General features: G+C 37.7%; 29 protein-coding genes. 20 read left to right on the top strand and 9 right to left on the bottom strand.

The features are described from left to right. The first annotated feature begins 67 nt into the window (after positions 1-67). From DIZ80_00350 to DIZ80_00325, 6 genes are all read left to right on the top strand, one after another. Entirely contained in the window at positions 68-865 is a 798-nt protein-coding gene (locus DIZ80_00350) for a metallophosphoesterase (protein RDH85961.1), read from the top strand. Positions 866-972: 107 nt separating this feature from the next. Beyond that, positions 973-1,476: a hypothetical protein gene (locus DIZ80_00345; protein ID RDH85960.1), complete on the top strand. Its 504-nt coding sequence runs from the start codon at positions 973-975 to the stop codon at positions 1,474-1,476. After that, positions 1,473-2,036 (top strand): alkyl hydroperoxide reductase, encoded by a 564-nt coding sequence (locus DIZ80_00340; GenBank protein ID RDH85959.1) that lies wholly within the window; start codon positions 1,473-1,475, stop codon positions 2,034-2,036. Before DIZ80_00345 ends, DIZ80_00340 begins: the two co-directional genes overlap by 4 nt. 294 nt (positions 2,037-2,330) lie before the next feature. Beyond that, complete coding sequence (locus tag DIZ80_00335) at positions 2,331-3,242, top strand: hypothetical protein (protein RDH86154.1); 912 nt, start codon at positions 2,331-2,333, stop codon at positions 3,240-3,242. A gap of 173 nt (positions 3,243-3,415) precedes the next feature. Next, positions 3,416-4,057 (top strand): TetR family transcriptional regulator, encoded by a 642-nt coding sequence (locus tag DIZ80_00330; protein ID RDH85958.1) that lies wholly within the window; start codon positions 3,416-3,418, stop codon positions 4,055-4,057. 80 nt (positions 4,058-4,137) lie between these two features. Beyond that, a complete protein-coding gene (locus DIZ80_00325) occupies positions 4,138-4,569 on the top strand; it encodes a hypothetical protein (GenBank protein RDH85957.1) in 432 nt (143 codons plus the stop codon). 11 nt (positions 4,570-4,580) lie between these two features. On the opposite strand, the gene DIZ80_00320 is transcribed toward DIZ80_00325, so the two are convergent. Both DIZ80_00320 and DIZ80_00315 read right to left on the bottom strand, forming a co-directional pair. Continuing rightward, positions 4,581-5,270, bottom strand: coding sequence for a hypothetical protein (locus tag DIZ80_00320; GenBank protein ID RDH85956.1), 690 nt, complete (start codon positions 5,268-5,270; stop codon positions 4,581-4,583). 68 nt (positions 5,271-5,338) lie between these two features. Continuing rightward, on the bottom strand, positions 5,339-5,911 hold the full coding sequence (locus DIZ80_00315) for an FABP family protein (protein ID RDH85955.1): 573 nt from the start codon (positions 5,909-5,911) through the stop codon (positions 5,339-5,341). A 185-nt stretch (positions 5,912-6,096) separates the two neighbouring features. On the opposite strand from DIZ80_00315, the gene DIZ80_00310 reads away from it, so the two are divergent. Next, positions 6,097-6,330, top strand: a complete 234-nt coding sequence (locus DIZ80_00310) for a hypothetical protein (GenBank protein ID RDH85954.1) — start codon at positions 6,097-6,099, stop codon at positions 6,328-6,330. 271 nt (positions 6,331-6,601) lie between these two features. Further along, the gene (locus tag DIZ80_00305) at positions 6,602-7,783 is read left to right on the top strand and encodes a DEAD/DEAH box helicase (GenBank protein ID RDH85953.1); all 1,182 of its coding nucleotides are present in this window, start codon (positions 6,602-6,604) and stop codon (positions 7,781-7,783) included. On the opposite strand, the gene DIZ80_00300 is transcribed toward DIZ80_00305, so the two are convergent. Both DIZ80_00300 and DIZ80_00295 read right to left on the bottom strand, forming a co-directional pair. Beyond that, a complete protein-coding gene (locus tag DIZ80_00300; GenBank protein ID RDH85952.1) occupies positions 7,780-8,178 on the bottom strand; it encodes a hypothetical protein in 399 nt (132 codons plus the stop codon). The two genes, DIZ80_00305 and DIZ80_00300, sit on opposite strands and share 4 nt — an antisense overlap. Before the next feature lie 200 nt (positions 8,179-8,378). Next, positions 8,379-8,672: a hypothetical protein gene (locus tag DIZ80_00295; GenBank protein RDH85951.1), complete on the bottom strand. Its 294-nt coding sequence runs from the start codon at positions 8,670-8,672 to the stop codon at positions 8,379-8,381. A 136-nt stretch (positions 8,673-8,808) separates the two neighbouring features. On the opposite strand from DIZ80_00295, the gene DIZ80_00290 reads away from it, so the two are divergent. Further along, entirely contained in the window at positions 8,809-9,918 is a 1,110-nt protein-coding gene (locus tag DIZ80_00290) for a hypothetical protein (GenBank protein ID RDH85950.1), read from the top strand. A gap of 133 nt (positions 9,919-10,051) precedes the next feature. On the opposite strand, the gene DIZ80_00285 is transcribed toward DIZ80_00290, so the two are convergent. Beyond that, the gene (locus DIZ80_00285) at positions 10,052-10,771 is read right to left on the bottom strand and encodes an RNA-binding protein (GenBank protein RDH85949.1); all 720 of its coding nucleotides are present in this window, start codon (positions 10,769-10,771) and stop codon (positions 10,052-10,054) included. 457 nt (positions 10,772-11,228) lie between these two features. Between DIZ80_00285 and DIZ80_00280 the strand changes: the two genes are divergently transcribed. Both DIZ80_00280 and DIZ80_00275 read left to right on the top strand, forming a co-directional pair. Further along, positions 11,229-12,524, top strand: coding sequence for a hypothetical protein (locus DIZ80_00280; GenBank protein ID RDH85948.1), 1,296 nt, complete (start codon positions 11,229-11,231; stop codon positions 12,522-12,524). A gap of 249 nt (positions 12,525-12,773) precedes the next feature. Next, complete coding sequence (locus DIZ80_00275) at positions 12,774-13,238, top strand: hypothetical protein (GenBank protein RDH85947.1); 465 nt, start codon at positions 12,774-12,776, stop codon at positions 13,236-13,238. A 168-nt stretch (positions 13,239-13,406) separates the two neighbouring features. On the opposite strand, the gene DIZ80_00270 is transcribed toward DIZ80_00275, so the two are convergent. Beyond that, positions 13,407-13,799: a hypothetical protein gene (locus tag DIZ80_00270; protein RDH85946.1), complete on the bottom strand. Its 393-nt coding sequence runs from the start codon at positions 13,797-13,799 to the stop codon at positions 13,407-13,409. 201 nt (positions 13,800-14,000) lie between these two features. After that, on the bottom strand, positions 14,001-15,050 hold the full coding sequence (locus DIZ80_00265; protein ID RDH85945.1) for a class I fructose-bisphosphate aldolase: 1,050 nt from the start codon (positions 15,048-15,050) through the stop codon (positions 14,001-14,003). A 658-nt stretch (positions 15,051-15,708) separates the two neighbouring features. On the opposite strand from DIZ80_00265, the gene DIZ80_00260 reads away from it, so the two are divergent. The 9 genes from DIZ80_00260 (at position 15,709) to DIZ80_00220 (ending at position 22,530) form a co-directional block, all read left to right on the top strand. Beyond that, complete coding sequence (locus DIZ80_00260; GenBank protein RDH85944.1) at positions 15,709-16,560, top strand: GntR family transcriptional regulator; 852 nt, start codon at positions 15,709-15,711, stop codon at positions 16,558-16,560. Positions 16,561-16,687: 127 nt separating this feature from the next. Further along, the gene (locus DIZ80_00255; GenBank protein RDH85943.1) at positions 16,688-17,032 is read left to right on the top strand and encodes a hypothetical protein; all 345 of its coding nucleotides are present in this window, start codon (positions 16,688-16,690) and stop codon (positions 17,030-17,032) included. Positions 17,033-17,108: 76 nt separating this feature from the next. Then, a complete protein-coding gene (locus DIZ80_00250) occupies positions 17,109-17,429 on the top strand; it encodes a hypothetical protein (GenBank protein RDH85942.1) in 321 nt (106 codons plus the stop codon). Between the two features lie 341 nt (positions 17,430-17,770). Continuing rightward, entirely contained in the window at positions 17,771-18,046 is a 276-nt protein-coding gene (locus tag DIZ80_00245) for a hypothetical protein (protein RDH85941.1), read from the top strand. 125 nt (positions 18,047-18,171) lie between these two features. Next, the gene (locus DIZ80_00240) at positions 18,172-19,071 is read left to right on the top strand and encodes a metallo-mystery pair system four-Cys motif protein (GenBank protein ID RDH85940.1); all 900 of its coding nucleotides are present in this window, start codon (positions 18,172-18,174) and stop codon (positions 19,069-19,071) included. A 31-nt stretch (positions 19,072-19,102) separates the two neighbouring features. Next, a complete protein-coding gene (locus DIZ80_00235) occupies positions 19,103-20,338 on the top strand; it encodes a di-heme enzyme (GenBank protein ID RDH85939.1) in 1,236 nt (411 codons plus the stop codon). Further along, a complete protein-coding gene (locus DIZ80_00230) occupies positions 20,339-21,247 on the top strand; it encodes a hypothetical protein (GenBank protein RDH85938.1) in 909 nt (302 codons plus the stop codon). Next, the gene (locus tag DIZ80_00225) at positions 21,228-22,004 is read left to right on the top strand and encodes a hypothetical protein (protein ID RDH85937.1); all 777 of its coding nucleotides are present in this window, start codon (positions 21,228-21,230) and stop codon (positions 22,002-22,004) included. Before DIZ80_00230 ends, DIZ80_00225 begins: the two co-directional genes overlap by 20 nt. Positions 22,005-22,320: 316 nt before the next feature. Beyond that, the gene (locus tag DIZ80_00220) at positions 22,321-22,530 is read left to right on the top strand and encodes a DUF2986 domain-containing protein (GenBank protein RDH85936.1); all 210 of its coding nucleotides are present in this window, start codon (positions 22,321-22,323) and stop codon (positions 22,528-22,530) included. A gap of 32 nt (positions 22,531-22,562) precedes the next feature. On the opposite strand, the gene DIZ80_00215 is transcribed toward DIZ80_00220, so the two are convergent. Together DIZ80_00215 and DIZ80_00210 are read right to left on the bottom strand one after the other, a co-directional pair. Then, positions 22,563-23,006: a hypothetical protein gene (locus DIZ80_00215; GenBank protein RDH85935.1), complete on the bottom strand. Its 444-nt coding sequence runs from the start codon at positions 23,004-23,006 to the stop codon at positions 22,563-22,565. A gap of 65 nt (positions 23,007-23,071) precedes the next feature. Next, the gene (locus tag DIZ80_00210; protein ID RDH85934.1) at positions 23,072-23,602 is read right to left on the bottom strand and encodes a hypothetical protein; all 531 of its coding nucleotides are present in this window, start codon (positions 23,600-23,602) and stop codon (positions 23,072-23,074) included. Between the last annotated feature and the right edge of the window lie 194 nt (positions 23,603-23,796).

The following is a 23,796-nucleotide window of genomic DNA, read 5'->3' as shown; positions in this document are numbered from 1 at the left end:
TATGTAGTTAGTTACTATTCTGGAACTCGTTTAATTTTAAATTATTTATAAAACCTGATAAATAACTATGAAAATACATATTCTCAGTGATTTACATAATGAGTTTTTAAGAAGTGGTAAGTTTGACCCTTTGCATAAATGGTCTGGTCGTTTACCAGAAACCGATACAGATATTATTGTATTGGCGGGTGATATTGATACAGGTGTTCATGGGGTAGAGTGGGCTATTTCTGAAGCTGAGCGGTTATCTAAAAAAATTATTTATGTATCAGGTAACCATGAATATTATGGGCATGAGTTTAATCACCTGAAAGATAAAATACAAAAGCTTTGTGAAGGTACACAGGTCTCATGTTTAGATTATGGTGAATGCATTGTAGATGATGTTCGGTTTCTGGGTGCTACGTTATGGACAGATTACAAAGCATTCACGGCTATACCAAAAGAGCGGGTAATGCTGAGTATAGAAAATGTGTTGGCCGATCATCGAAAAATACGTTTCAATTCAGATGGACGTTATCTAAAATTTAAACCTCACCATGCACTCACACAACACAATATCGAATTAAACTGGTTGAAGCAAAAACTGTCTGAGCCGTTTAAGGGTAAAACCGTTATTGTTACTCATCATGGGCCTCATCCTGTTTGTCAGCATCCGGCATTTCCGGTAGATGAGTTGACTGCGGCTTTTCACTCAGACTTAAGCTCGTTGATTGAAATGTTTGATATTAACCTGTGGATTTACGGGCATACTCATGCAAATTTAGACAGGGTTATTAGTGATACACGGATTCTTTCAAATCAGGCGGGGTATCCGGGTGAGAATGTAGTTGGGTTTGATGTAAGTTTAGTTGTAGATGTATAATTAACAGGTGCCAGAGTGGGCATCAATTAATTTAATAATTTTTAAATAAACATAACACACGGTCAATAATGTTTAAATTAATCACACTAGGTCTAGTCGTTACAAGTATGCAAGCTGTTCAGCCTGTTATCGTAAAAACACCAGAAATGGAAGTAAACTTTACGCCGAGATCAGCGAACCAAATGGGCTCGTTTTATGAAGCGCGTGGGTTTCCTAAAGAGATGCGTGATGTGATTAAACAACAATGTTTCATCACTATTGGCATACACAATACAAGTAATAAAAAAATCTGGTTAGATATGAGTAACTGGAAATTTACCGCGGGTGGTAAACCCATAATACGAGAACATCGCGACTACTGGAAACAACGCTGGCAAAACATGGGTGTGCCGTTGAGTAAGCAGTCTACATTTCGCTGGACGTTAATTCCTGAAACACTGGATTACCTGCCAGGTGAGCATGAAGGGGGTAATATTCTATTGCCCTTTAGTGATCAGCCGATAAGCGTTACTGCAACGTTCGCGACCGGTGAGAATAAACAAGGTGAACAAATAGTGATTACCACAGATAAATTATATTGTGCCGAAGATGCGCAAGAGAATGCAGAATGAGTATAAAACAAGTATTAACACTAATGGTTTTTGTGCTTGGCGTATTTGTAAACTTATCGATAAATGCAAGTAGCTCAGAGGTGCCCTTTGGTATACGGCATTATGATATTGGTAGTGCACAAAACTTTACCTTAAATGATATTGATGGTGAGCCATTTGAATTAAATGATTCAAAAGGGCGCTGGGTTTTTCTTCACTTCTGGGCAAGCTGGTGTGGTCCTTGTAGAGAAGAGATGCCGGTGATACAAGAGTTAGCTGATAAAATGAAGGGTGAAGCATTTCAAATTGTAATGGTTAATACGGCTGAAGATGAAGATACCGTTTTTGAGTTTTTAGGTTCTATAAATGTTGATTTGAATAGTTTGATGGATGTTGATGGGCTGGTTACCGAAGTATGGAAGCCTCGAGGTTTACCCACATCATTTTTGATAAACCCTAAAGGTGAAGTGAAGTATCAGGCTATTGGTGGGCGCGAATGGATGAGTCCTGTTTATATAGGTTTTTTGAAAAAACTCTTAAAATCTGATGTTAAATTAAAAAGTAAAAAAGTGTCAGAGTGAACCCCCCCAGATTATTTGTTTTATATTGAAAGTTTTCTTCGAGTGCTTACGGCTGGGCATAATTGTTTCTATGATTGAAGAGTATTGTGCTCTGGCACTAATTAATTAAATATACAAAGAAGGCGATAATGGCTTAACTGCCGTTATCACTCGTTACTCTAAATCTGCTAAATAATTAGTTTTTTTGTCTTTGATAAAGTAACAATAGAAGATTTTTTAGCGCTATAATTAATACATGAGCAAAGTTTGGGTTTGTTTGTAGAGAATAATAAAATTAGTGATAGCGAATTAAGCATGAAAGACACCGTAAAAAATGGCTTACGTAAAGAAAATGATGGGGTTACTTCCGTCTATTACGATGGCTACTGGGTAAAATGTTATAAGCCTCCTGTAGATAACCTGACCGCTAAAAAAGATCTGATACAGTCATTAACACGCCGCTTATTTAATCATATGGAACACGGCATTAATATTCCGGGCAGATTGCTTGAAGAAGTGTTTGACGTGTATGAAGCAGAAACCGATCAGAGTAAAAAACGGGTAAAGGGTGCCATGTTAGCAGGGGCTCTGTTTAATCGAGCCGCTGACATCTTTACCAGTCTTGTAGAGTTGGAGGCCAAAGGTGTAGAAATTAAACCAGACAATGATTTAATGAGAACCTGTGGCAAGTGCCTTCAGCAGGCACTGGAATATGGAAAAATGGTTAAACACCGCAATGGTGATGAAGGTATTGATGAGCTTTGGGGAGAACCTTTTAAAGCATTTATTATGCCCATAGAAGAATTCTATGAAAGTCGTTATGTAAAAATCGCAATGACCATGAAAAATCTTGATCAGGTTGCCGCATATATGACGGATAGCATAAAAGAAGATCGCCGTTTTGCCGGTTTAGAGCCGCTAATTTTAAACTATGCGCAAACCGCTAAATACAAATGCGAAACCCTGCGTACTGATGACAATGTGCTGGATGTCTGGTCAGACTTTGTGGTGGCTGGTGAAGCGATTATTGACTTTTCGTCTGTAACAGAAGAGGCTGCAATAAACCATTCACTGATGCGTGAATTCGATATTAAATATCTGATGAAGCACGGCTGCAGGTTAATTGCATTTATTACCCGTGCCAGAACACCAATGCCTGTAAGTACAAAAAAATACTTCAGTGAATGCAAACGATACAGTGAAAAACGGCAATTGCAGTCGCTATAAATTAGTTTAAGTGCTCGCTGAAAATAGATGCCAGAGCACAATTGTTTCTAATATTAGAGAGTATTGTGCTCTGCTAGCAATTCACGCTTAAGGCACAACCAGTTATCCGTTCATTAACTTTATTCATCACATCTGAGCTATTCTTATTTATATAAGCATAGAGGTTAACCACCATGAGCAGATCGCATAATCAGGCAGATATGATTCTGGATACGGCTTTACTCCTGGCAGACAATTGTGGCTGGGAGTCTTTACGGTTACACGATGTAGCAGAGCGGATTGATATTCCGTTGAGTCGTCTTCATATGTTTTACCGTCAGAAAGATGATTTGGTTGAGGCCTGGTATGACAGGGCAGATCAGTCCATGTTGAAGACGGCTGAACCTGCTGATTTTCTGAACCTGAACAAAGCCAGTCGCATTCATTCGCTTATCATGGCCTGGTTAGATGAGCTTGCGAAACACAAAACCGTTTCCAGAGATATGTTGTTATATAAGCTTGAGCCTGCCCATTTACACTTGCAGGTTCTGGGTGTTTTGAGGGTTAGCCGTACTGTGCAGTGGTTTCTTGAAGCAGCACATAGCCAGACAACCCATCTTTCGCGTATTGCTGAGGAGATAGGTCTGACGTCTCTCTATCTACTTACCTTTAGCTACTGGGTTATGGATCGTTCTCAAAATCAGCGCAATACCCGTGAATTTCTCAGACGCCGTTTACAGCAAAGCCGTTCTATTGCTGAGCTGTTTGATATGAATATACACTTGAAGAGAAAATCATCCGATACCGTCGTTGATATTAAAACCCGTAGGGCTTAATAACTCTTCAGTAAATACGATTACTCATGTTTAATTCATTAAGCTCAAATATAAACTCAGATACAAGGTTAGAAATATACATGGCGAAATCGATTCTCTATCGCTGGTTCGGATTTGGAAAAATCCCAGAACGATATCGCAGTGACATGGAAAAAGAAGGTATTATACTTCAGGATGAAGGGCTGTCCATTGTGGTTAGATACAGAAACTTCCGTGCACCTTATGTGTATTATGGCCGAAAAATCTCATTGATTATGGGTTCGGTTGTTCTTACAAAAAATAGTTTTGCGTGCTTCCGAGGAAACGTTATCCCGCCTGTTTTTCACGTGCCTGTCTCACACGAATCGTTTAAGGCATTTGATATTAGTCTTGATGAAAAAGCGCGACTTCGAATAGTGATAGATGCCGCCGCTTTTCAGGAGGGGTGGAAGGGCACCATCGACTGTCGTATACCCTGTGACAATTCAGAAAATTTTCTTCGGGCGCTTACAGCTTTAAAAAATAATATGTAGGGCTACGTTTTTTATGAGTTAGCGATTATTTTATTAAACATAAAATGTATTATCAGTTTGCCTTCGAAGTGACTTTCAATATAAAGCATATCAACTTCTTTTTTTACTATGAAACCTTTTTGATTTCTGGGTGAGGTTGATGCAAGCTGCAGAATTGATGATGGGTAATTTATCTGTAGGCTTAAATGGTATGGGTAGTAACCATCCAGAAACTGTCGATGAAATGGACCGTTAGTTAAACTAAAATGAGTGTTGTTCATTTTTTTTAAAATTTTTACTTCGGCTTTAATGCAGAGTTTTGCATTTTTATTTACGGTATCAAGATGAATAGTCTTATTATCAACGGTTGCCGCTTCAATATTCTGTTGTGTTGTTATGCGTAAATTACGTATTGATTTATATTGATACTCAATGTCAGTTACTGGGACAGGGTCAAGATTCTCGTAACATTGCTCGAGTAGTACCCAGCCTGTTATTAAGCTTTCCTGACTAATAGAAAGTCGATTTATAGAATGAAAGTTGGGTATTTCCGGGGTTTTTTCCAGAAAATTTAATTCGCCTTCATTGACATGCTCGGTTGATAGTTCGTCATCACTATTAAACCATTTTTCAAGCTCGCTGTTAGTGGGCGCTATCTCAGCAACACTATTTAAACTAAATGTTATTGTAAAAATCAGGATGATAAAAACAATTATTTTCATATTATTTACTTCATTAAAAAAGGTCACTTGTGTGAAGTGACCTTTGTTACAGGCAGATAGTCATGTGCTTAAAAAAGTTTAGTCATTGCATTTCTATCTTTATGTACAAGTACGTCTTCATTGGCACCATTTTTTAAATGTGTTTCTTCCGTATAGCTAAATTGCTTATCATTTAACATATCTAGCTCGAATTTATATGACAGCATTTTATGACCTTCATTTAAAGATGGGCTGGATGAAATACCGTATTCATCTGATTCTGCGTTTGCCATCATTTCTATATGATGAGAATCGTCTTCACAGTGACCACCGGCATGGATGGTGACACCATTTTGATTGGTAAAACAACGTACAATTTGATGGTCTTTTGGAGACCATAGCCAGTATCCCAGTTCCTGATGAAATGGCCTGTCTTCACCGGTTGGCCAGGCGCTAGTGGTATAACGTAAACCATACAGTTCACGCGAACCATTTTTTATAGGGCCGACAGGTTCAAAAGTGGTGGTCTCACGGTATTTGGTTTCTACGGGGTTGGTTGTGATACTGGAATAATCGTCATGGCCTGTGTCTCCTTCCCATGAACCAACTAGCTGGGAGAGGGGGCCAAGACGTGCAGGATCGATTGTTTGTTGGTGTTGCATAGCGATCTCCTTTTGTCATTTGGCTATTTATTTTATAGCTTATAAACCACTGTTTGTGGGTGCAGCTCGTCCTGTTTATAGAAATGATAAATAGAGTTAATTATTAAGCTTAAATTTTATTATTATGGGTGTTATTCAGGGTGCGCTAGACTTTGAGGTAATGACAAAAAACGCAGGAGATAGATATGGATCTTATGCATGCGCAAGCAGAATTTGAAGCTGGCCATCTGACAGGTGCGGCAGCTGAACCATCTGAAAAGGGCAATGGTTGGCATTTGTTGTTTCATACACCAACTGGAAAAATAGAAATGTTAACTGATCACTCAGGGCACGAACGCCTCTATCATACTTTGAAGCAGGTGACCGAGGTGGGACGTGATATTGGCTTCGAGTCTATTCGTGTGGAAGAGCATTTTTAATAGAGAGTTCTACGCTAAACTGAAGGGGTGATGACAAGTGATAAATATTCACACCAGTCATTGTCATAAAACCCTTTAAAGAGCGATATGTTTCTAATTTACCCCAGCTAAATATTTTCGGTATCTATCTTCTTAGCTGACTTAATAATAAGGCTTACTGTTATACTTGGCGTCTTTGCTCTTTCTCGCGATCAGTTATTTGCACAATCCTGCCATAGTGTCCTGAGCCGTTCGTTGTTAATTTCCATTATTTATACACCTGAGATTTTATATGCCATTTTCAATGCCTGGATTAAGTGATTCTATTTTAAAAGCGGTGGATGAGCTTGGTTATACCGAGCCCACAGCGATACAGAAACAGGCAGTCCCGGTTATCTTGTCGGGTAAAGATCTGGTTGCCGCTGCGCAAACGGGTACAGGTAAAACGGCCAGTTTTGTATTGCCGATACTCGAGTTGTTAAATACCGAATGCACGCTGCGTGGCAAGCGTATACGTGCGCTCATTCTTGTGCCCACTCGTGAGCTTGCAGTGCAGGTTGAGTCAAATGTTGCACAGTACGGCAAGTATTTAAACCTTAGCTCAATGGCTATGTTTGGTGGTGTTGATACCGAGGCTCAAAAACAACGGTTACTGGAAGGTATTGATATTCTGGTTGCCACCCCGGGGCGGCTGATAGATTTGGCACATCAAAGGTCGATACATTTTGATGAGCTTGAAGTGCTGGTGCTGGATGAAGCCGACAGAATGCTGGATATGGGCTTTATTGACGATATCAATAATATTATTGATCGTTTGCCTGAACAACGTCAGAGTTTATTGTTTTCAGCCACGCTAACGAATGATGTGCGTTTTTTAGCCGATACCGTTAACGACGATGCGGTAGAAATATCGGTATCTCCCGGGTCTGCTACTACACCGAAAATTGATCAGTGGCTGGTCACGGTAGATAAAGACAGGAAGTCTGCATTAATAAGCCATTTAATTAAAGATCTGCAATGGGAACAGGCGCTTATTTTTATTGAGAAAAAACATGCCTGTGCCAAGCTGGTTAGTCAGCTTGAAAAGCGCGGCATTAAAGCTGAGGCCATTCATGGCGGCAGAAGTCAGGCTTCTCGTGAAAGAGTGCTGGGCGAATTTAAATCAGGTGAGCTAAAATTTTTAGTGGCTACAGGTATAGCTGCTCGCGGTATTGATATCGATAACCTTACTCGTGTCATTAATTATGATTTGCCATACCAGACTGAAGATTATATTCATCGAATTGGTCGTACCGGTCGTGCGGGTGCTTGCGGTGAAGCTGTATCATTTGTAACAAAAAATGATTTTAAAAATCTTTGTGCTATCGAAAGTCGTCTGGGGCATATTATTGTACGAAAAGAATTCGAGGGCTTTGATGTTAAAAAAGTGGTGCCTGTTTCTATTTTGAATTACGTACCTAAAAAAAGGCGTTAAGCAACAAGTCCATCATGACTTGCTTCTTCTTCAGGTAATATCCGCTCCTGCACCAGTCTCCATTGTTCATCATTTTCTTTTTCTAATAGTATTTCTATGCCTTGAGCATTTACCGTGCCGTCATTGGCTTCTACCGTTTCAAATGTTTTAAACATAATGTGGGTTTGTGTGCTTTTGAGTGGTTTAAAACCTTTGTAACTAATGCTTTTCAATACATTGTTTTCAAATTCGTGTTGCGTTTGTGCGGCCCAGTCATCATAACCAATGTTTTCAAAATCAGCCATGCCCTGTAAGGTCACTTTTTTTGATATGAGATTCATATGTGCAGCATGATCTTTATTCGCGGCTGTAGAGATTGCTTCTTCTAGCCATTGTTTGGCAATTTGTTCAGACATTGTGCATCCTGTTTTTGGTAGAGTTGTTAATGTAGTTCAGGTTACTGGTACATTTATTTTGGTAACATACTTATATTATGGTTTTCAAGTGTCGATATAGTTGCTGCAGTGTGAGTATTGTACAGTCTATGAGTCGGGCATAAAACAAAATTGTTTTCCGTTCCGATTTCCCGTTCTGATTTAAGGGCTAATGCGCTTATTTAATTAATAAATAACAGGCGTATATTCTCAAAACATAGCCTTTCTGGATAAATAGCGCCACTGACCCGAGGTGATTTTTTCATAGATACCCGGCCTATTCTAATCCGTTTCATCGCTACAATAGTTAAGTTGAAACGTTTACACAGGGTTTCAATTTGATCGGGGTCTGCAAACTCAATTACAAAACGCATGCATTTTTCACTTTTCTTGCTGGCTTTGTATTTTGGCAGTAATTCGTTTTTGCTATGTGCAAGCCAGTTTTGCTGCTCTGAAGTTGTGAGTACGGCATTCATATTAGGGATGTATAGGCTTGTGGTGGAGTGCAGCCTTGAAAAAGGTGAAAAAAGGAAAGGAGGGATTAAAAATTAGCTCCTCTTTCATTTAAAGGACTATAATCCATAAAAATTGACATAAATAAAGGATGTAATTATGGGAATTAACTATCACCAACTAGGCGGCGGTAAGCGATTAAGCGAAATTATTTTTGCAGGAAGTCATGATGCCTCTATCACAAATGGGGGTAAAGCTGTTCAAACACAGGATCTCGATATAGGGAAACAAGCAAATGCCGGTATTCGTCTATTTGATCTACGTATTCTTGCTCAGGGTGGTAAAAACGGCGCTTCATTAGTTGGATACCATGGTAAAGGAAAAAGTACATCTAATGTCCAGCTACAAAGCAGCCATGCCAAGGATGACTACAGTGTTAATGTTAGTAGTGGTATGAAGTATGGAGTGACGGGACTTAAATTGTCCAACATGCTTAAACAGGCAAAATCATTTGTTACTCGTGGTAATTCAAAAGAGTTTCTTATTTTAAAGTTTGATAAGTGTACAAACTATCAGCTGATAGCTGATTACTGTATCAATATTCTTGGTAGCAGTATATTTGTAGATCAGGGTAAAGATTTCGGCAGGCTTACACTTGACGAAGTTTCTAGAAAAGTGATTTGCGTATTTAACGATAAAGCCCTTAAAGATATAACGCAAGGTGCTAAAGATGGCATCCTGGGCTTTAGGTCTCTTAAGGCTAAAAAGGGGCCAGCTAAAGCCTATACTATTGGTTACAAAGGGCTTCAATATTTTGGAAAAGGCGGAACATCAGCTGGGGCTTTCTGGAAAACAAATAAAAGCAAAATGAGTGAAAATTTTAAAAAGCAAAAGAAGCTTATGTTACAAATGGCTAATGCCGATGACCTTCAATCACCCTATGTATTAGGTATGATGTATTGGACTGCTACGGGATCACTTAGCAGTATCAAGAGCAGAAATAATCTGCTGTGGTCGAAGAATACAGGCGTTAATAAAATGGATGAGCTGTGGCGCTGTGGCCTGGAGGCATCTATCGATCATCAGCTCTCGTTGGATAAAATTTTGAAACGAAAATCTAATCAAAAAATGCGTATGAAAGCTTTCTTTCCGAATATAATTATGATTGATTTTGCTTCCGCAGATAAATGCGATACCATTTTTAGTTTAAATAAAGTAAAAGATGATCGACTAGAAAAAGCCTACAATCAATTTAAGGAATTATCCTAATTTACTGAATAATTGTATTAATCTCAGCAACACCCATTAGCGCGTAAGATAATAGGGGGAAGTCCAGAGCACAATTGTTTCTAATGTTTAGAGAGTGTGCACTCCAATACCAATTCTTCTTAGAGTTATATTCTCAAAACATAGCCTTTCTGGATAAATAGCGCCACTGACCAGACGGTAATTTTTTCATAGAAACCCGACCTATTCTAATCCGTTTCATCGCTACAATAGTTAAGTTGAAACGTTTACACAGGGTTTCAATTTGATCGGGGTCTGCAAACTCAATTACAAAACGCATGCATTTTTCGCTTTGCTTGCTGGCTTTGTATTTAGGAAGTGATTCATCTTTACTATGCGCAAGCCAGTTTAGTTTCTCTAGTGTCTCGGACGTATACTCGTCACTAAATTCTACGATGTATTCCTCTTCTTTCTTTTTGTCATTTTCAAGTAGTACGCGTATCACCTTGTAGTCTTTGCTGTATACCATTAAACCCGAAGCTCCATTCTGTAGAATTGAAGCGGGTTTAAGATCATAAAAATGTTTGTTGAGCATGTGCACACCGGAGTAATCTTCATCACAATGGCTCTCGGTGGTGATTAATTGCTGCATTTCAGTTGAATCATCGGTACCAAACCCATCGGGCAAATTGAGCAGTAGCGTTACCGGTTCAATTGGCTCTAACGACGCATTTTCATGCAGTTCTATCTGCTGATTCTGCACTTTAAACTGAGGGCGTTCTTCTACTTCGCCATCTACCAGCACCCAGCCACCTTGAATGTACTTCACTGCATCGCCACGTGAGCAATCAAACAGCTCAACACAACGTTTATCCAGTCGTATTGGCTCACGCATTATCAGCACACCTTAATCGTAAGATTGCATTACCATAGAATGCCTGCAGGGCAGTGGCCTTTGTTCTGGGTTTTATAGATTGTTTCACTTCAGAGTCTCTAGAGTAGTGGTTAGTAACATAAGGTTATTATGTCACGGTTTTTGCGCTGACATAATATAATAATATGAGGTGAATTAATGGGGTCGGTGACTGCTGATAATTATTAGTATTTACAATTGTCACGCCCCCTTTAATACTCAGGCGTCTACTATTGGGCCAGGACGGGTTGTTATGAGTCGAGTTGACCGATTATAGGGGAAAGTCTCCTTTTAACACAATACCTTGAGACTCAGCATAACAAGCTGCAGGTGTGAGAAGAATTATCAGGATCACAAAATATTTGATGGAGATACCTCCCGTGCTTTGTTAGCATGATTATAGAAATTATTGCTAATAATGATGGATAAACGAAAGGTAATGAATAGAATAGAAAAAAATATTAGTTATCTATTAATGCTGTTTTTTCTTATGTTGCCAGTGGCGGATGCATTTGCATTAGATGAACCCCTTTGGTATGAGAAAAACACAAATGATCAGCCAATTATTCATTTATATTTTTTCTGGTCAGAAAAATGCCCCCATTGCCAGGTAGCACGGCCTGATATTGATGAAATAGATCAGCAACTTCCCTGGTTAAAATTACATTCACTCGAATTAGTAAATTACCCAGAAAATGTACAAACCTATATTGATATGGCTGAAAGGTTTGGAAATGATGCGCGCAGCGTACCCACGTTTATGTTTTGTGGAAATTTGATTAGTGGTTATGATAGTAAAGCTACAACAGGTAAATTATTAAAATCTTATTTGCAAGCATGTTATCAATTTGCCAAAGAAAATAATCCAGACAATACAACTAAATTTGTATTAGATCCAAAATATTTAACATCAGTTGATATTCCTATATTGGGTGATATATCAACAGATGATTATTCACTACTGATGTTAACCATTTTTATTGCAGGTATGGATGCATTAAATCCCTGTGCTTTTTTTGTTTTGTTATTTTTGCTGAGTATGATGGTTCATGGTCAGAGTCGGAGCAGAATGGCATTGATAGGTGGTATTTTTGTGTTCTTTTCAGGCGCTATCTATTTCCTGTTTATGTCTGCCTGGCTTAACCTGTTTATATATTTAGGTGAATTACGTCTAATTACACTAATAGCAGGTGCTGTTGCTATTGTTATTTCACTTATAAATATTAAAGATTATTTCTGGTTTAAAAAAGGTGTATCACTAAGTTTGTCTGAAAATGCAAAGCCTAAAATATTTGATCGTATCCGATACCTGTTACGTCTTGATTCAATAGTGGTAGTTGTTCTGGCTACAGTCGTGTTAGCTATTGTGGCAAATAGCTATGAATTGTTATGCACGGCTGGCTTTCCGATGGTGTACACCCGAATATTGACGTTAAAATCATTGCCTGTAGAAAGTTATTACTTATATCTAATGTTGTATAACGTGGTTTATATATTGCCTTTATTAGCTATTGTTGTTTTATTTACTATAAAACTGGGTTCAAGAAAATTATCTCAACAGGAAGGCATTGTATTAAAATTGTTATCAGGTGTAATGATGCTGATGTTGGGAACGTTGTTAGTTGTGTCACCGCAATTGTTAAGTAATGTTGTAGCGGCAGCGGCTATATTGATATTTGCTATAAGCTCAACCTGGTTAATTATTAAATTTACAAATAAAAAACATGACGTATAAATTTTTAAATAATGATTGAGTTCAGAGTAAAAGATAAATAATTATTTTAAATTAGTTAATAGGTGTCAGAGCGAAATTATTATTAATAGCAGTGGATGTTTTTCTCTTGCACCAATTATTATCAAATTGTATTGATGATATTAGTGATTTATATAATGTATATGGAAATAAAATGGGTAGGTAACAACTGAGAATTATTGTCGTTATAATTTATCATCGCCCCTATAATTATTCATTTAGGTAAATATTATGCTTAATGCTATAGCTATCATCATTCACTTAATAGCCATTAATATATGGGTTGGAGGAATGTTTTTTCTTATAGTGGTGTCAGGACCTGCAATTAGCATGCTGGACCAGGAGCAGCAACTTGCAGTGTGGGTTAATATTCTAAAGTCTTTTTTCTTTTGGGTATGGCTGGCTGTATTGACCTTGCTGAGCTCGGGGATTGGTATGCTTATTTACCGTTTTAATGATTTTATGAATGCTCCTGTTTATATTCTTGTAATGGCATGTTTGGGCGTGCTGATGATAGTCGTTTTTTTATTGATATATTTTATTTTTTACCAGAAATTCAAGCGTTCTATTCAAAGTCATGCGCATGAGAGAGCAGAGGGGCATTTACGTGTTATACGTATTCTAGGCTTAATTAATATGTTACTAGGGCTTTGTGTGGTTATTGCGATTGCTGGTGGCCCGTACATTCTATATTAATAAATATATTGATAGAGTATTAAGTTATTAACAGCTTCTTTGCCATATGATTAAGAAATTAAAAGGGTAAATAATTAATGGGGTCGATGGAAAATCGAAAAACAGGGTTAGAGAGTAGTGTTTTCTAATGTTAGCGAAAATTACTGTCTGACCCTGATTTTTTTATATTTATTTTCGACGTTTTTTTACAGCCAGTTTTTTGATTTTAGCAATTTGTTGTTTTTCCCAGCGTTCACCAGCTGCCAACATCATTTTGGCTTTCTTTTCTCCAAGTTGAAGTAGTGCCTGTTCACGTTTTAATGTGGCTTTAAGTTGATCTTTTAATACATCAATTTCAGCTTTGGCTGCTTCTTTTGCAAGTTTAAGTTCTTCCTTAGCGGCTTTTTTAGCAAATTTGAGTGCATTTTTAGTGGTTTTTAAATCATCTTTCAGCTTATTAGCTAAAGCTTTGCGTTTATTTTGAGCCGCTTTACGGTTTGTTATCGCTTTTTTCTTTTTAGTAACGGTCTTCTTCTTCGCGACAGTCTTCTTTTTAACGGCAGGTTTTTTTACAGTTGGCATAGTCATTTCCCCTGATATTTTATATAAAAAGTAATTGTGAACACTGTTAATATAGTGGTTGTGTTTTTATAGTTTATTTATCTATATCAATAAACCATAAAAACACAGGTTTATTGTTAATCTATATATTAATACATCTAATTAATATTAAATAGTACGAGAATCTGATCTGTTTACAATTTAGTGTGTTAATAAAACAACTTAGGCAATAGTTACATCACTGGATAGATAAACATCCTGAATAGCATTCAGTAAATGAATGCCATCCTTCACTGGTTTCTGAAATGCTTTACGGCCTGAGATTAATCCCATGCCGCCGGCCCGTTTATTTATTACCGCAGTACGTATCGCCTGGTGTAAATCATCATCACCTGATGCGCCGCCGGAATTAATCATACCCACACGCCCCATAAAACAGTTGGCAACCTGGTAACGAACCAGGTCAACAGGGTGTTCGCTGGTCAGTTTGTTGTATACATCTGGGTGGGTTTTACCAAAATTAATGGCATTAAATCCACCATTATTCTGTGCCTGTTTCTGTTTTATAATATCAGCGTCAATTGTGGCGGCAAGGTGGTTTGCCTGCCCGGTAAGATCGGCGGCAACATGGTAATCGTTACCACCTTTTTTAAATGCATTGTTACGCAAGTAAGCCCATAATACGGTGACCATACCGAGTTCATGTGCATGTTCAAATGCTTCTGATATTTCCTGTATTTGTCGACGTGACTCAGGCGAGCCGTAATAGATTGTTGCACCGACTGCTGCAGCACCCATATCAAAGGCCTGGTTAACACTGGCAAATAAAGTCTGGTCATAAATATTCGGGTAGGTAAGCAATTCATTATGATTTATTTTAACAATGAAAGGGATTTTATGTGCGTAGTCACGGGCAATTGAATTAAGTACACCCATTGTTGACGCGACTGCATTGCAACCGCCTTCAATGGCTAATTCAATTATGTTTTCAGGATCAAAAAAAGCGGGGTTAGGTGCAAATGAAGCGCCGGCAGAATATTCTACGCCCTGGTCAACCGGTAACAGTGATAAATAACCCGTGCCCGCTAGTCGGCCATGGTTATACAGTGCGCTTAGATTTCGTAATACACTCGGTTTACGGTTTTTTTTAGAAACAACTCTATTTATATAATCGGGTCCCGGAATATGTATATTAGCTTTGGGTATTCCATTACAGGTATGAGAGAGAAGGGACTTTGCTTCTTTACCTAGCAGATCTTCGATGTTAGTCATTTGATTGCATCCTTTATTAATCTAATAATTCATAGTTAGGTATTCGTGTATACCAGCGGTTATACAGGGTAGCTATGACCTGTACACAGTTACTACAAATAATAGTCGTAATATAAACAAAATGACTTTGAAGAACGTTTTTATTTATCTATATCAATAACGTTTATTCTGCTCTATAGATTTATTTATCTGTATCAATAAGCTTACTTTATAGGTGAGGCTAATCTTTAAATATAAATATGCAATTAATAGATATTGTTTATGTCAGGCTTAAACATGCTCACTATTATGACGGGCTTTATTTCTTTACTGATAATGTAGGTATCTATCGAATTTTTGCGTTTAAAAGAATAGGTCTGTTTTGAACTGAGAATATCAGGATAAGAAAAAATATAAACAGGTATCAGACACCGATTAATTATTAGGCATAAACCCATTAAACATTAATTCAGAATCTAGTTTCAAAGCGGATATTTTTAACGCTAGACTAGCTAAAATGTTATATTACTGTTCTTTATAAGCTTAATGAATTTCTTACGTATAAATATAAATAGGTGTCAGAGCGCAATTGTTTCTAATATTAGTGAATATTAGACTCTGATATCGATTCCGAATATAACACCCCATTAAATAGTACCGTTGGTGCAGAGAATATAACATGATTGAAATTGGCTACTATTATGATTTAGAAGTGGTGAAAAAAGTAGATTTTGGTTACTACCTGGATGCCGATAATCTTGGCGAGGTATTATTGCCGATTAAATTTGCACCAGATGACCTGGAAATTGGAGATGAACTTGAGGTTTTTCTATACCTTGACTCTGAAGGCCTACCTATTGCAACGACTCAGGAAGCTTATGCAGCTGTAGAAGAATTCTGCTATTTACGTGTTGTTGATGTTACTAATGTAGGTGCGTTTTTAGACTGGGGTTTAGATAAAGATATACTGGTTCCCTTTGCCGAGCAACATAGACCGATGGAGGTTGGGAAATCTTATCTTGTGTATTTATACGTTAGTGATATAGATGGACGAATCATAGCATCATCTAAAATAGATAAGTTTCTGGATGATGATGCCCCTCACAATTATAAACCTCAACAATCTGTTGATCTTATTATTGCCAATAGCACGCAACTTGGTTACAAGGCCATTATTAATCATGAGCACTGGGGTGTACTGTATAAAAATGAAGTGTTCAAGCAGTTAAGTTTTGGGCAAAGCATTAAAGGTTTCATTAAGCATGTTCGTCCGGATGGGAAAATAGACTTAAGCTTGCAGGGCGGTGATGAAACCCGCACTAAAAACAAACACATTATTTTAGATTATTTAAAATCTCAGCAGGGTTTTGCAACGGTGAACGACAGAACGGACCCCGAGGTCATTACTGAGCTATTTGGCATGAGTAAAGCCGCCTTCAAAAAAGCCATTGGTGGTTTATATAAAGAAAGAATAATTACGATTGAGTCTGATGGTATTCGTCTGAACTCGATTAATAAAGAAACTGAGTAGTGGGGCTTTGATAATAAATGAAGTAGAGCTCAGTTTCTTCTATAATATTGATAGGTGTCAGAGCAAAATAGCACTAATTAAAATTGATACTATTTAACTGTTTTTATAATAAAAAGGAATATGAATTATGTACACACTGACCCATGAAGGCGAAAATGTAGGTAACAGTAAACTTGAGAGAGGAGACCCTTCAATTCGAGCAGTATCGGGTGTATTCAATAATATGGGTGGATCTAAATCACTGGCTAACTGGATTAAAAGTATAGGTGGTGAAGAAGATGAAGGTGTCGTATTTATTGACCTGAATAAAGATTTTAGTTTGCTTGATGAAGCAGGTAATGTGGTTGAGTTTTCAGGTGGTAACTTAATATCAATACCTGATGCGGATGAAATTTATCTTGATGTTACTGGTATAACTGATGAGGTGTATAAAACTTATTTCTCAGAGCATATAAGCGCTATGGGAAATTGATAAGCAGAGCCTGGTAACAATTGTTACATAATTTTAATGGCTTCGGTAATAGTAAATAACAAAAAAGAGGTTGAGTATGGCAGCATGGATTCCTTTAATTAAATCAGCGATGCCTTATGTGGTTCAGGTGTTATCCATTGCAGTACCTGCATTTACATCACGCTCAACTCAAAAAGACACCGACGATATTATTCCAGAGCAGATAGCTGAATTACAAAGTGCCGCTACTCAAAATGCTGAGTCGGTTAAAATATTAGCAGTGCAACTTAAAGGCTCAATGGAAGGCGTCGATGCTGCGGCTATTAAGTTACAACAGGAGTTAGTGTTTCTCAGAAGGTTAAGTTTTATTGCTATTGTTATTTCAGTGGTTAGTGTGCTTCTGGCTGTTTTAAATTAAATATTGAATAAAAGGGGACGGAGGGATTAAAAAATAATCCCTCCGTCCCCTTCGTCCCCTTAAAGTGCTGTTATTCTAATCCCATATTTTGTGTTGCATAAAAAAGGACTCTTTATGGATAAATAAATCAGCCACTTGTTTAGCCTTTTACTGTTTATGGCTTTATCAGCGTGCTCAAACAATACGCTTATACAGGAAGAGTTTTCAGGTTTTATTTCAGATTATTCGAATTTTAAACCTTTTGTTAAATTTCGTTATGAAGGTAACAGGGAAATGAAAACGCGTAATTCTGTATTCTGTTCACACCAGCTGGGTTAATTAATCAGTTTGCCAATTATCAAATGAACCCTAAACCATCATTAAGCTGGTTACTAAAGCAGGTAAAGCTGTTTGAAAATGTCTATATGAAAGAACAAGGTAAAGGTCAGAATGTATATTATAAATTAAAGTGTGTATATTTTAATTTAGTATCAAATTTAGCTAAATTTTTAAGCTTTGTTGTGGTGCTTTTAGTAGGAGACGGAAGAGTGGCAAGTTTAATTCCGAATGCCGTAAGTGTGTCACTGGCACCTGTTTCTTTTCTGGTTTTCAATGGTGTAACAAGAAATTGTCAGTAAATTCAATAGGTTAATAGAGTGCCGGCTGAATTATGACAAATTGACATGAGTCAATTTGTCGCATTGTATGTGTCAAATGAAGCCCTTATAGTTGATTTAACCCCCAGTAGTTAAATGAGAAAGTAATGATTAAATCAGTCACCCCAGTATTGAGTATTTTAAGCTGTCTTATCCTTGTAAGTGCATGTGATAGTAATGACGTATCCAGTGAATCCCCTATAGTCTTAGATTTTGCCGCAAAAGTTAATAATACGGATTTTGTGTGTGGCGATACCTATTCAGGTGTTGGTACAAACAATAATGACTATACAGTTACAGATTTTAGATTATATGTTCATGACGTTCATATTCATGATGAAGCAAGTGGCGTCGAGTACGAAGTAGCGCTTAGTCAGGATGGTGTATTCCAGTTGGATGGACTGGCTCTATTAGATTTTGAAAATGGCTGTAATGCCGGCACGACTCAAACAAATACGATGATAGCGGGTACTGTGACAACACCTCAGAGTGTCGATTTAAGTAATACTGAAGTTTGCTTTACACTGGGTGTGCCAGAAGACATGAACCATACCGATGCCAGCACAGCGGCTTCACCTTTAAACGATGTGAGTATGTTATGGGCATGGAAAATTGGCCGTAAATATTTACGCATTGATGGTGTAGGTGATCCAGCTGGAACCAACCTTCCATTTAATATTCATCTTGGCGCGCAAGGTGATTGTGGAACGGGTGCTGCAACGGTGGCACCGACTCAATCTTGTACGGTTCCAAATACAGTTGAAGTTTGTGTTCAAAATATGAATGTAAATACGGATACGATTGTTATCGACCCGGTGAATGTATTAGAAGCATCTGATATTTCAACTACCCTAGGTGGCACTAACAACAAACATGGTTGCCAGTCATTTGCGAATGATGATGACTGTATTGAAGTAATGCCGCGTCTTGGTCTAGATTATAACTATGGCAACGGTAGCAGCACTTCTGCATACAGTGGTGAACAAAGACTATTCAGTAAACAATAGTTTTTATTGATATTTATAGTAGAGCGTCAATATGAAACAGTTGTTAAATACAATACCTGCCACAATTCTATCAATATTCTTTTCTGCATTATTGACAGGTTGTGGTGGGGGCGGTGAAGCCGGTTCAGATAACGAACCGTTAAGCAAAACTGAATGTGGTGTAGATGGTTTAGTTTCCTATCCAGCAGATTTTCCTGAACCCAGTATTCCATGTGATTTCAGGTTGTCTAACGCAAAAATTGAGTTGGGTCGTTTTTTATTCTATGACCGGAATATGTCATTTAATCAAACACAGTCCTGTGCAGATTGTCATCAGCAGGATAAAGCATTTACAGATGGCCTGGTAACATCTATTGGTTCTGAAGGTGCGGTTCATCCTCGTAATTCAATGAGTATGGGGAATGTTGTATACAATGCGACTCAAAACTGGAGCAATAATGTCATTGTTCATTTGCATGAACAGGCACTGGCCGTTCTGACAAATGAAGATCCAGTTGAGTTAGGCTGGGAAGGCAATGATATTGAAATTGCTAATCGATTCAGGCAGGTATTAGTTGACCCTGTTGCGGGAACCATTGATTACCCAACCTTATTTAATAATGCATTTCCTGATGCAGCAGATCCATTTACAATATTTAAGTTCACAGAAGCTATTGGCGCTTTTGGTGCAACGATGATAACGGGCAATTCAGCTTTCGATAAAACTCAACGTGGTGATGCTAATGCCATGTCGGATTCTGCAAAACGCGGGCGTGAAATATTTTTTAGCGAACGCACTGAATGTTTTCATTGTCATGGTGGTTTCAACTTTAGTGATTCAATAGATCATACTGGTACCGCACTTGACTCTAAACCCTTTCACAATACGGGATTATATAATTTAAATGGTGATGGTTCTTTTCCTGACAACAATCCAGGGTTAATAGAGTTTACTTTAGCGGCGGAAGACGAAGGAAAATTTAGAGCACCGACTTTACGTAATATAGAACTGACTGCACCTTATATGCATGATGGAAGTATTGCATCACTTGAAGAGGTCATCGCGCATTATAAAAGAGGAGGGCGATTAATTTCTACAGGGGAAAATCAGGGGGATGGTGCTTTAAACCCGAATAAGAGTAGTTTTATTTCCGGTTTTATATTAACTGCAGCAGAAGAAGTGGATTTAATTGAATTTTTAAAATCATTAACTGATATGGATTTTGTTTGTAATCCTGAATTATCTGATCCGTTTGAAAATATTCCGATGCATACGGCGTGCCCTTAAATGAAAATATATATGACAAAACCTCATTTAATACTTGTATCTATAAGTATCGTTTTATTTTTACCTAAGCTCAGCTTTGCATGTTCAACCTGTCTGGTAGGTGACCCGACACTTACCGCATTAGGTGCAGAAAAACCTTATGAAAACAGATTAAGATTATCGGTCGATTATTTAAATCGAGATGAAGAAATAGGGGTTGAAGGTGTTGATTTAAAAATAATAGATGAAAATCGACTCAATCTTAATTTAGCGTGGGCACCTAATCGTCGTTGGATGTTTGGCCTAAGCTTGCCCTGGGTAGATCGTGAACTAACTAAAACGACACTTGAAAAAGAAAGTGTTAGTACGCCTGGTGATATTAGTATAAATTTTAAAAACTATTTACAGGAGCATGATAGCTTTCAGTCGCACATGTATGGATTGTTAGGTGGTGTTCGATTTGGAACCGCAGAAGAACAGTTTAATAATGGTCAGGTACTGGATTTTGATGTTCAACCTGGAACAGGTGCTACCACGGTTAATGTAGGAGCCTGGTATGCGCATTTTGAATTTCCCTGGATGATGTATACCAGCACAGCTTATTTTGTATCTGGTGAAGGTTTTCAGGAATTTCAAGCTGGAGATGCCTGGACGTTTAATGCCTTTGGACAATATGCGAAAGATTATGAGCTTGCATTTCAGTTAGGATTAGAAGCGCGCTGGAGTGAAAAAGATCAGTTTAGCTCAGTAGAAGATCCAAATTCGGGCGGTTTTATTGCGTTTATTGCACCTGCGGTAATCTATACGTTGCAAGAAGATTTGCTTCTAAATTTTATTATAAAGTTGCCTGTTGTTAAGGAATTAAATGGTAATCATGAAGAAGGAACGATTATAACATTAGGTGTAACTTATGATTTTGATACCCATTAAAATGAAATTATTATTTTTATCTCTCTCAATGTTGTTATTAACGGCATGTGATATTGGTTCAAATAGTATCACTGAAGGCATTCATGTGGATTTTTCAGCTACGCCAGACACGGTTAGCAATTTGAATGCGGTTGCGGGGCCAAAAACAATTAATGTAAGTGGTTTTGGAACGGTTGTTTTAGATAAAGCTTATCTGGTGTTTTCAAATTTAACCATTGCAGATGAGTGCGATACCCAATTTGTTGCGATGGCAGAAAAAGCCTTGAATTTTATTATACCCGCAGCTAGTGCGCATACTGAAGCTACAGAAAATTCGACGGGTGAACCAGTGGTGATTAATTTATTATTAGCGGACGGAGCTGAAATTGATTTAGGTAATATCACCTTAATAACTGATCAACTATGTGGCGTTAGTATTGATATGGCAGTAGCAGATGAAGATGCTGTCAATCTACCTGCAATCGGTAGCGGTGAACCTGATATGGTAGGGAAAAGTTTATATGTGAGTGGGACCTATAACGGCAATCCATTTATTATATCTAAATCAGTGACATTAATTGGCCGGGATTTATTATTTCTAACCCCGCTAGATTTATCCGCGACTAACCTTAGCGAAGAGGTCTTAATAGCAGTTAATTATGACAGCTGGTTTGATTCATTAGATCCCGCTGGTTTAGGTGATGCTAGTCCGGTACAGGCAGATGTTGATCAGTTTTTTATTAATATCGCCTCGTCTATACATCAAAAAAGTAACTAATCTCATGTGGCTGGTAAATTAGTCCGCCTGATTTACTTCGCTTTCAAACACTGTTTATTCGATCATTTTAATGAGTAAAAGGAGAGTAAAAGGTGAGCGAGTAAAAGGGGTCGGTGACAATTGATAATTATTAGTATTAACATTTGTCACCGACCCCTTTAATTCTTTAATTTTACAGAGAATAATAGCTTAAAAAACAGTGGATTTAAGCGCGTTTCTCTATCATTATTAGTGATAAATATGCGCTGATACTTAAATGTAATAGATATATAATAGTGAGGTTAAAAAGCGTAACGAAGATAAGTTGAAGGTGGTTATGAACCGTAAAAAGAAGATAGAAGGCTTATTCAAAAAACGCCTCAAGCGTGCGCGTGCCAAGCTGGATACACGGCCTAAGCGTAAGCGTTACATTTCGAAGGCTGACAGGGCGAAAGCAGAAGCGTTGCTGGAGGAAGAAAATTCACCAAATGAAAATATTGCTGAACAGAGTAAAGCTGTGGATGTTGACTCAGGCGTTTCTGAATAGGCCGGCCTGTTTAAAATAAAAATCGTCTGTTTTTATTGCGTAACAGGCCATATAGGCAAATTTGTTGAGTTATCATACTCGGGAAAAATCGTGATGTGTTCAATGATGTTTTTAACAACCCAGAATGAAATTTCTTTTTCTGGGTAGAGATAGTCTTTTACATCTTCTGATAAATCTTCATCCACTATAATATCAGGGTGGTTTTTAATAACTGTATTTATATCCATTCCAATAATTTTTAAATCATCCAGTGTCGTATCTTTTGAATTTGAGTTGATGGTTGATAACCGGTAGTGGTCGTCTGAATCGAAATTAAGCGTTAAACCTGCCGACGTATATAACCATGCCTCAGATATAGTGCCGTCAGGCCATTCATCACTGTTAGTCGAGTCAGGTTGGCCAAGAAGATTATAAATAATCTCTTTTGAGCTGCCGAGTATGATGTTATCAATGCCAATGAGTGGTTTTATTTTCATGTTGTTGTAGGTAAAAAGGGGACGGAGGGATTAAATAATAATCCCTCCGTCCCCTTTTTTGTTTTTTATGATTCAGGTTGTTTGATGAGTGTGATTTTATCAATGAATTTTATAAAAGCACCCGGGTTATCATTACTGTGTGCTGATTCATCTGAAATTAAATCATATACAGTGCTTATTCGGTTAAAAATTCTGCTTAGCTGTTTTTTAATTTCAGCTTGTTGAATATCTGAAACAGCGGGTAGTGAGCCTATAGCAAATGGGTATTCTGTTTCACCGGTATCCTGCATATGTTGTAGTAGCGCCACGCCGTTAATAACATTAATGCCCGTGCCTTCAAATATGAAGGTTTCCCTTAAAGGCTGTATCAGGTTATTTATTTTTAGCTCAGGGGGCGTGCGGTACAGGGCTGTTTCTATATCTAAACCAATAACAATGCCAAAATTGTGGCCCTGTTGAATTCGGTTAATCATGCTTGTAGAGGCTTTTACTTCAGCATTTATCTTTGAAACATCGGCTGAAGTCTCCTGAGTTACTTCTTTACCTTCTTTAAATAAACCGGAGGTTTTGCGCAGGTTTTCTAAAAAACTTATCATTTATCACCAATTAATCTTCAATCTTTAGTATTCATTTGTCGGGCTTTGTAGGCCAGCGGCGGTAGATTAGCCTAGATAAACCTACATTGCTATCGACTTATATAGTTTAATGCGGGTTGTGTGAAAATACACTCATAAACAGTCGTCTATTTGTTCGATTTTTAACCAGTGATTTTGCAGGTTTGAATGAATAA

It is taken from the genome of endosymbiont of Galathealinum brachiosum (assembly GCA_003349885.1).
Classification (GTDB): domain Bacteria; phylum Pseudomonadota; class Gammaproteobacteria; order SZUA-229; family SZUA-229; genus SZUA-229.
This window is presented reverse-complemented; position numbering and strand designations above follow the sequence as displayed.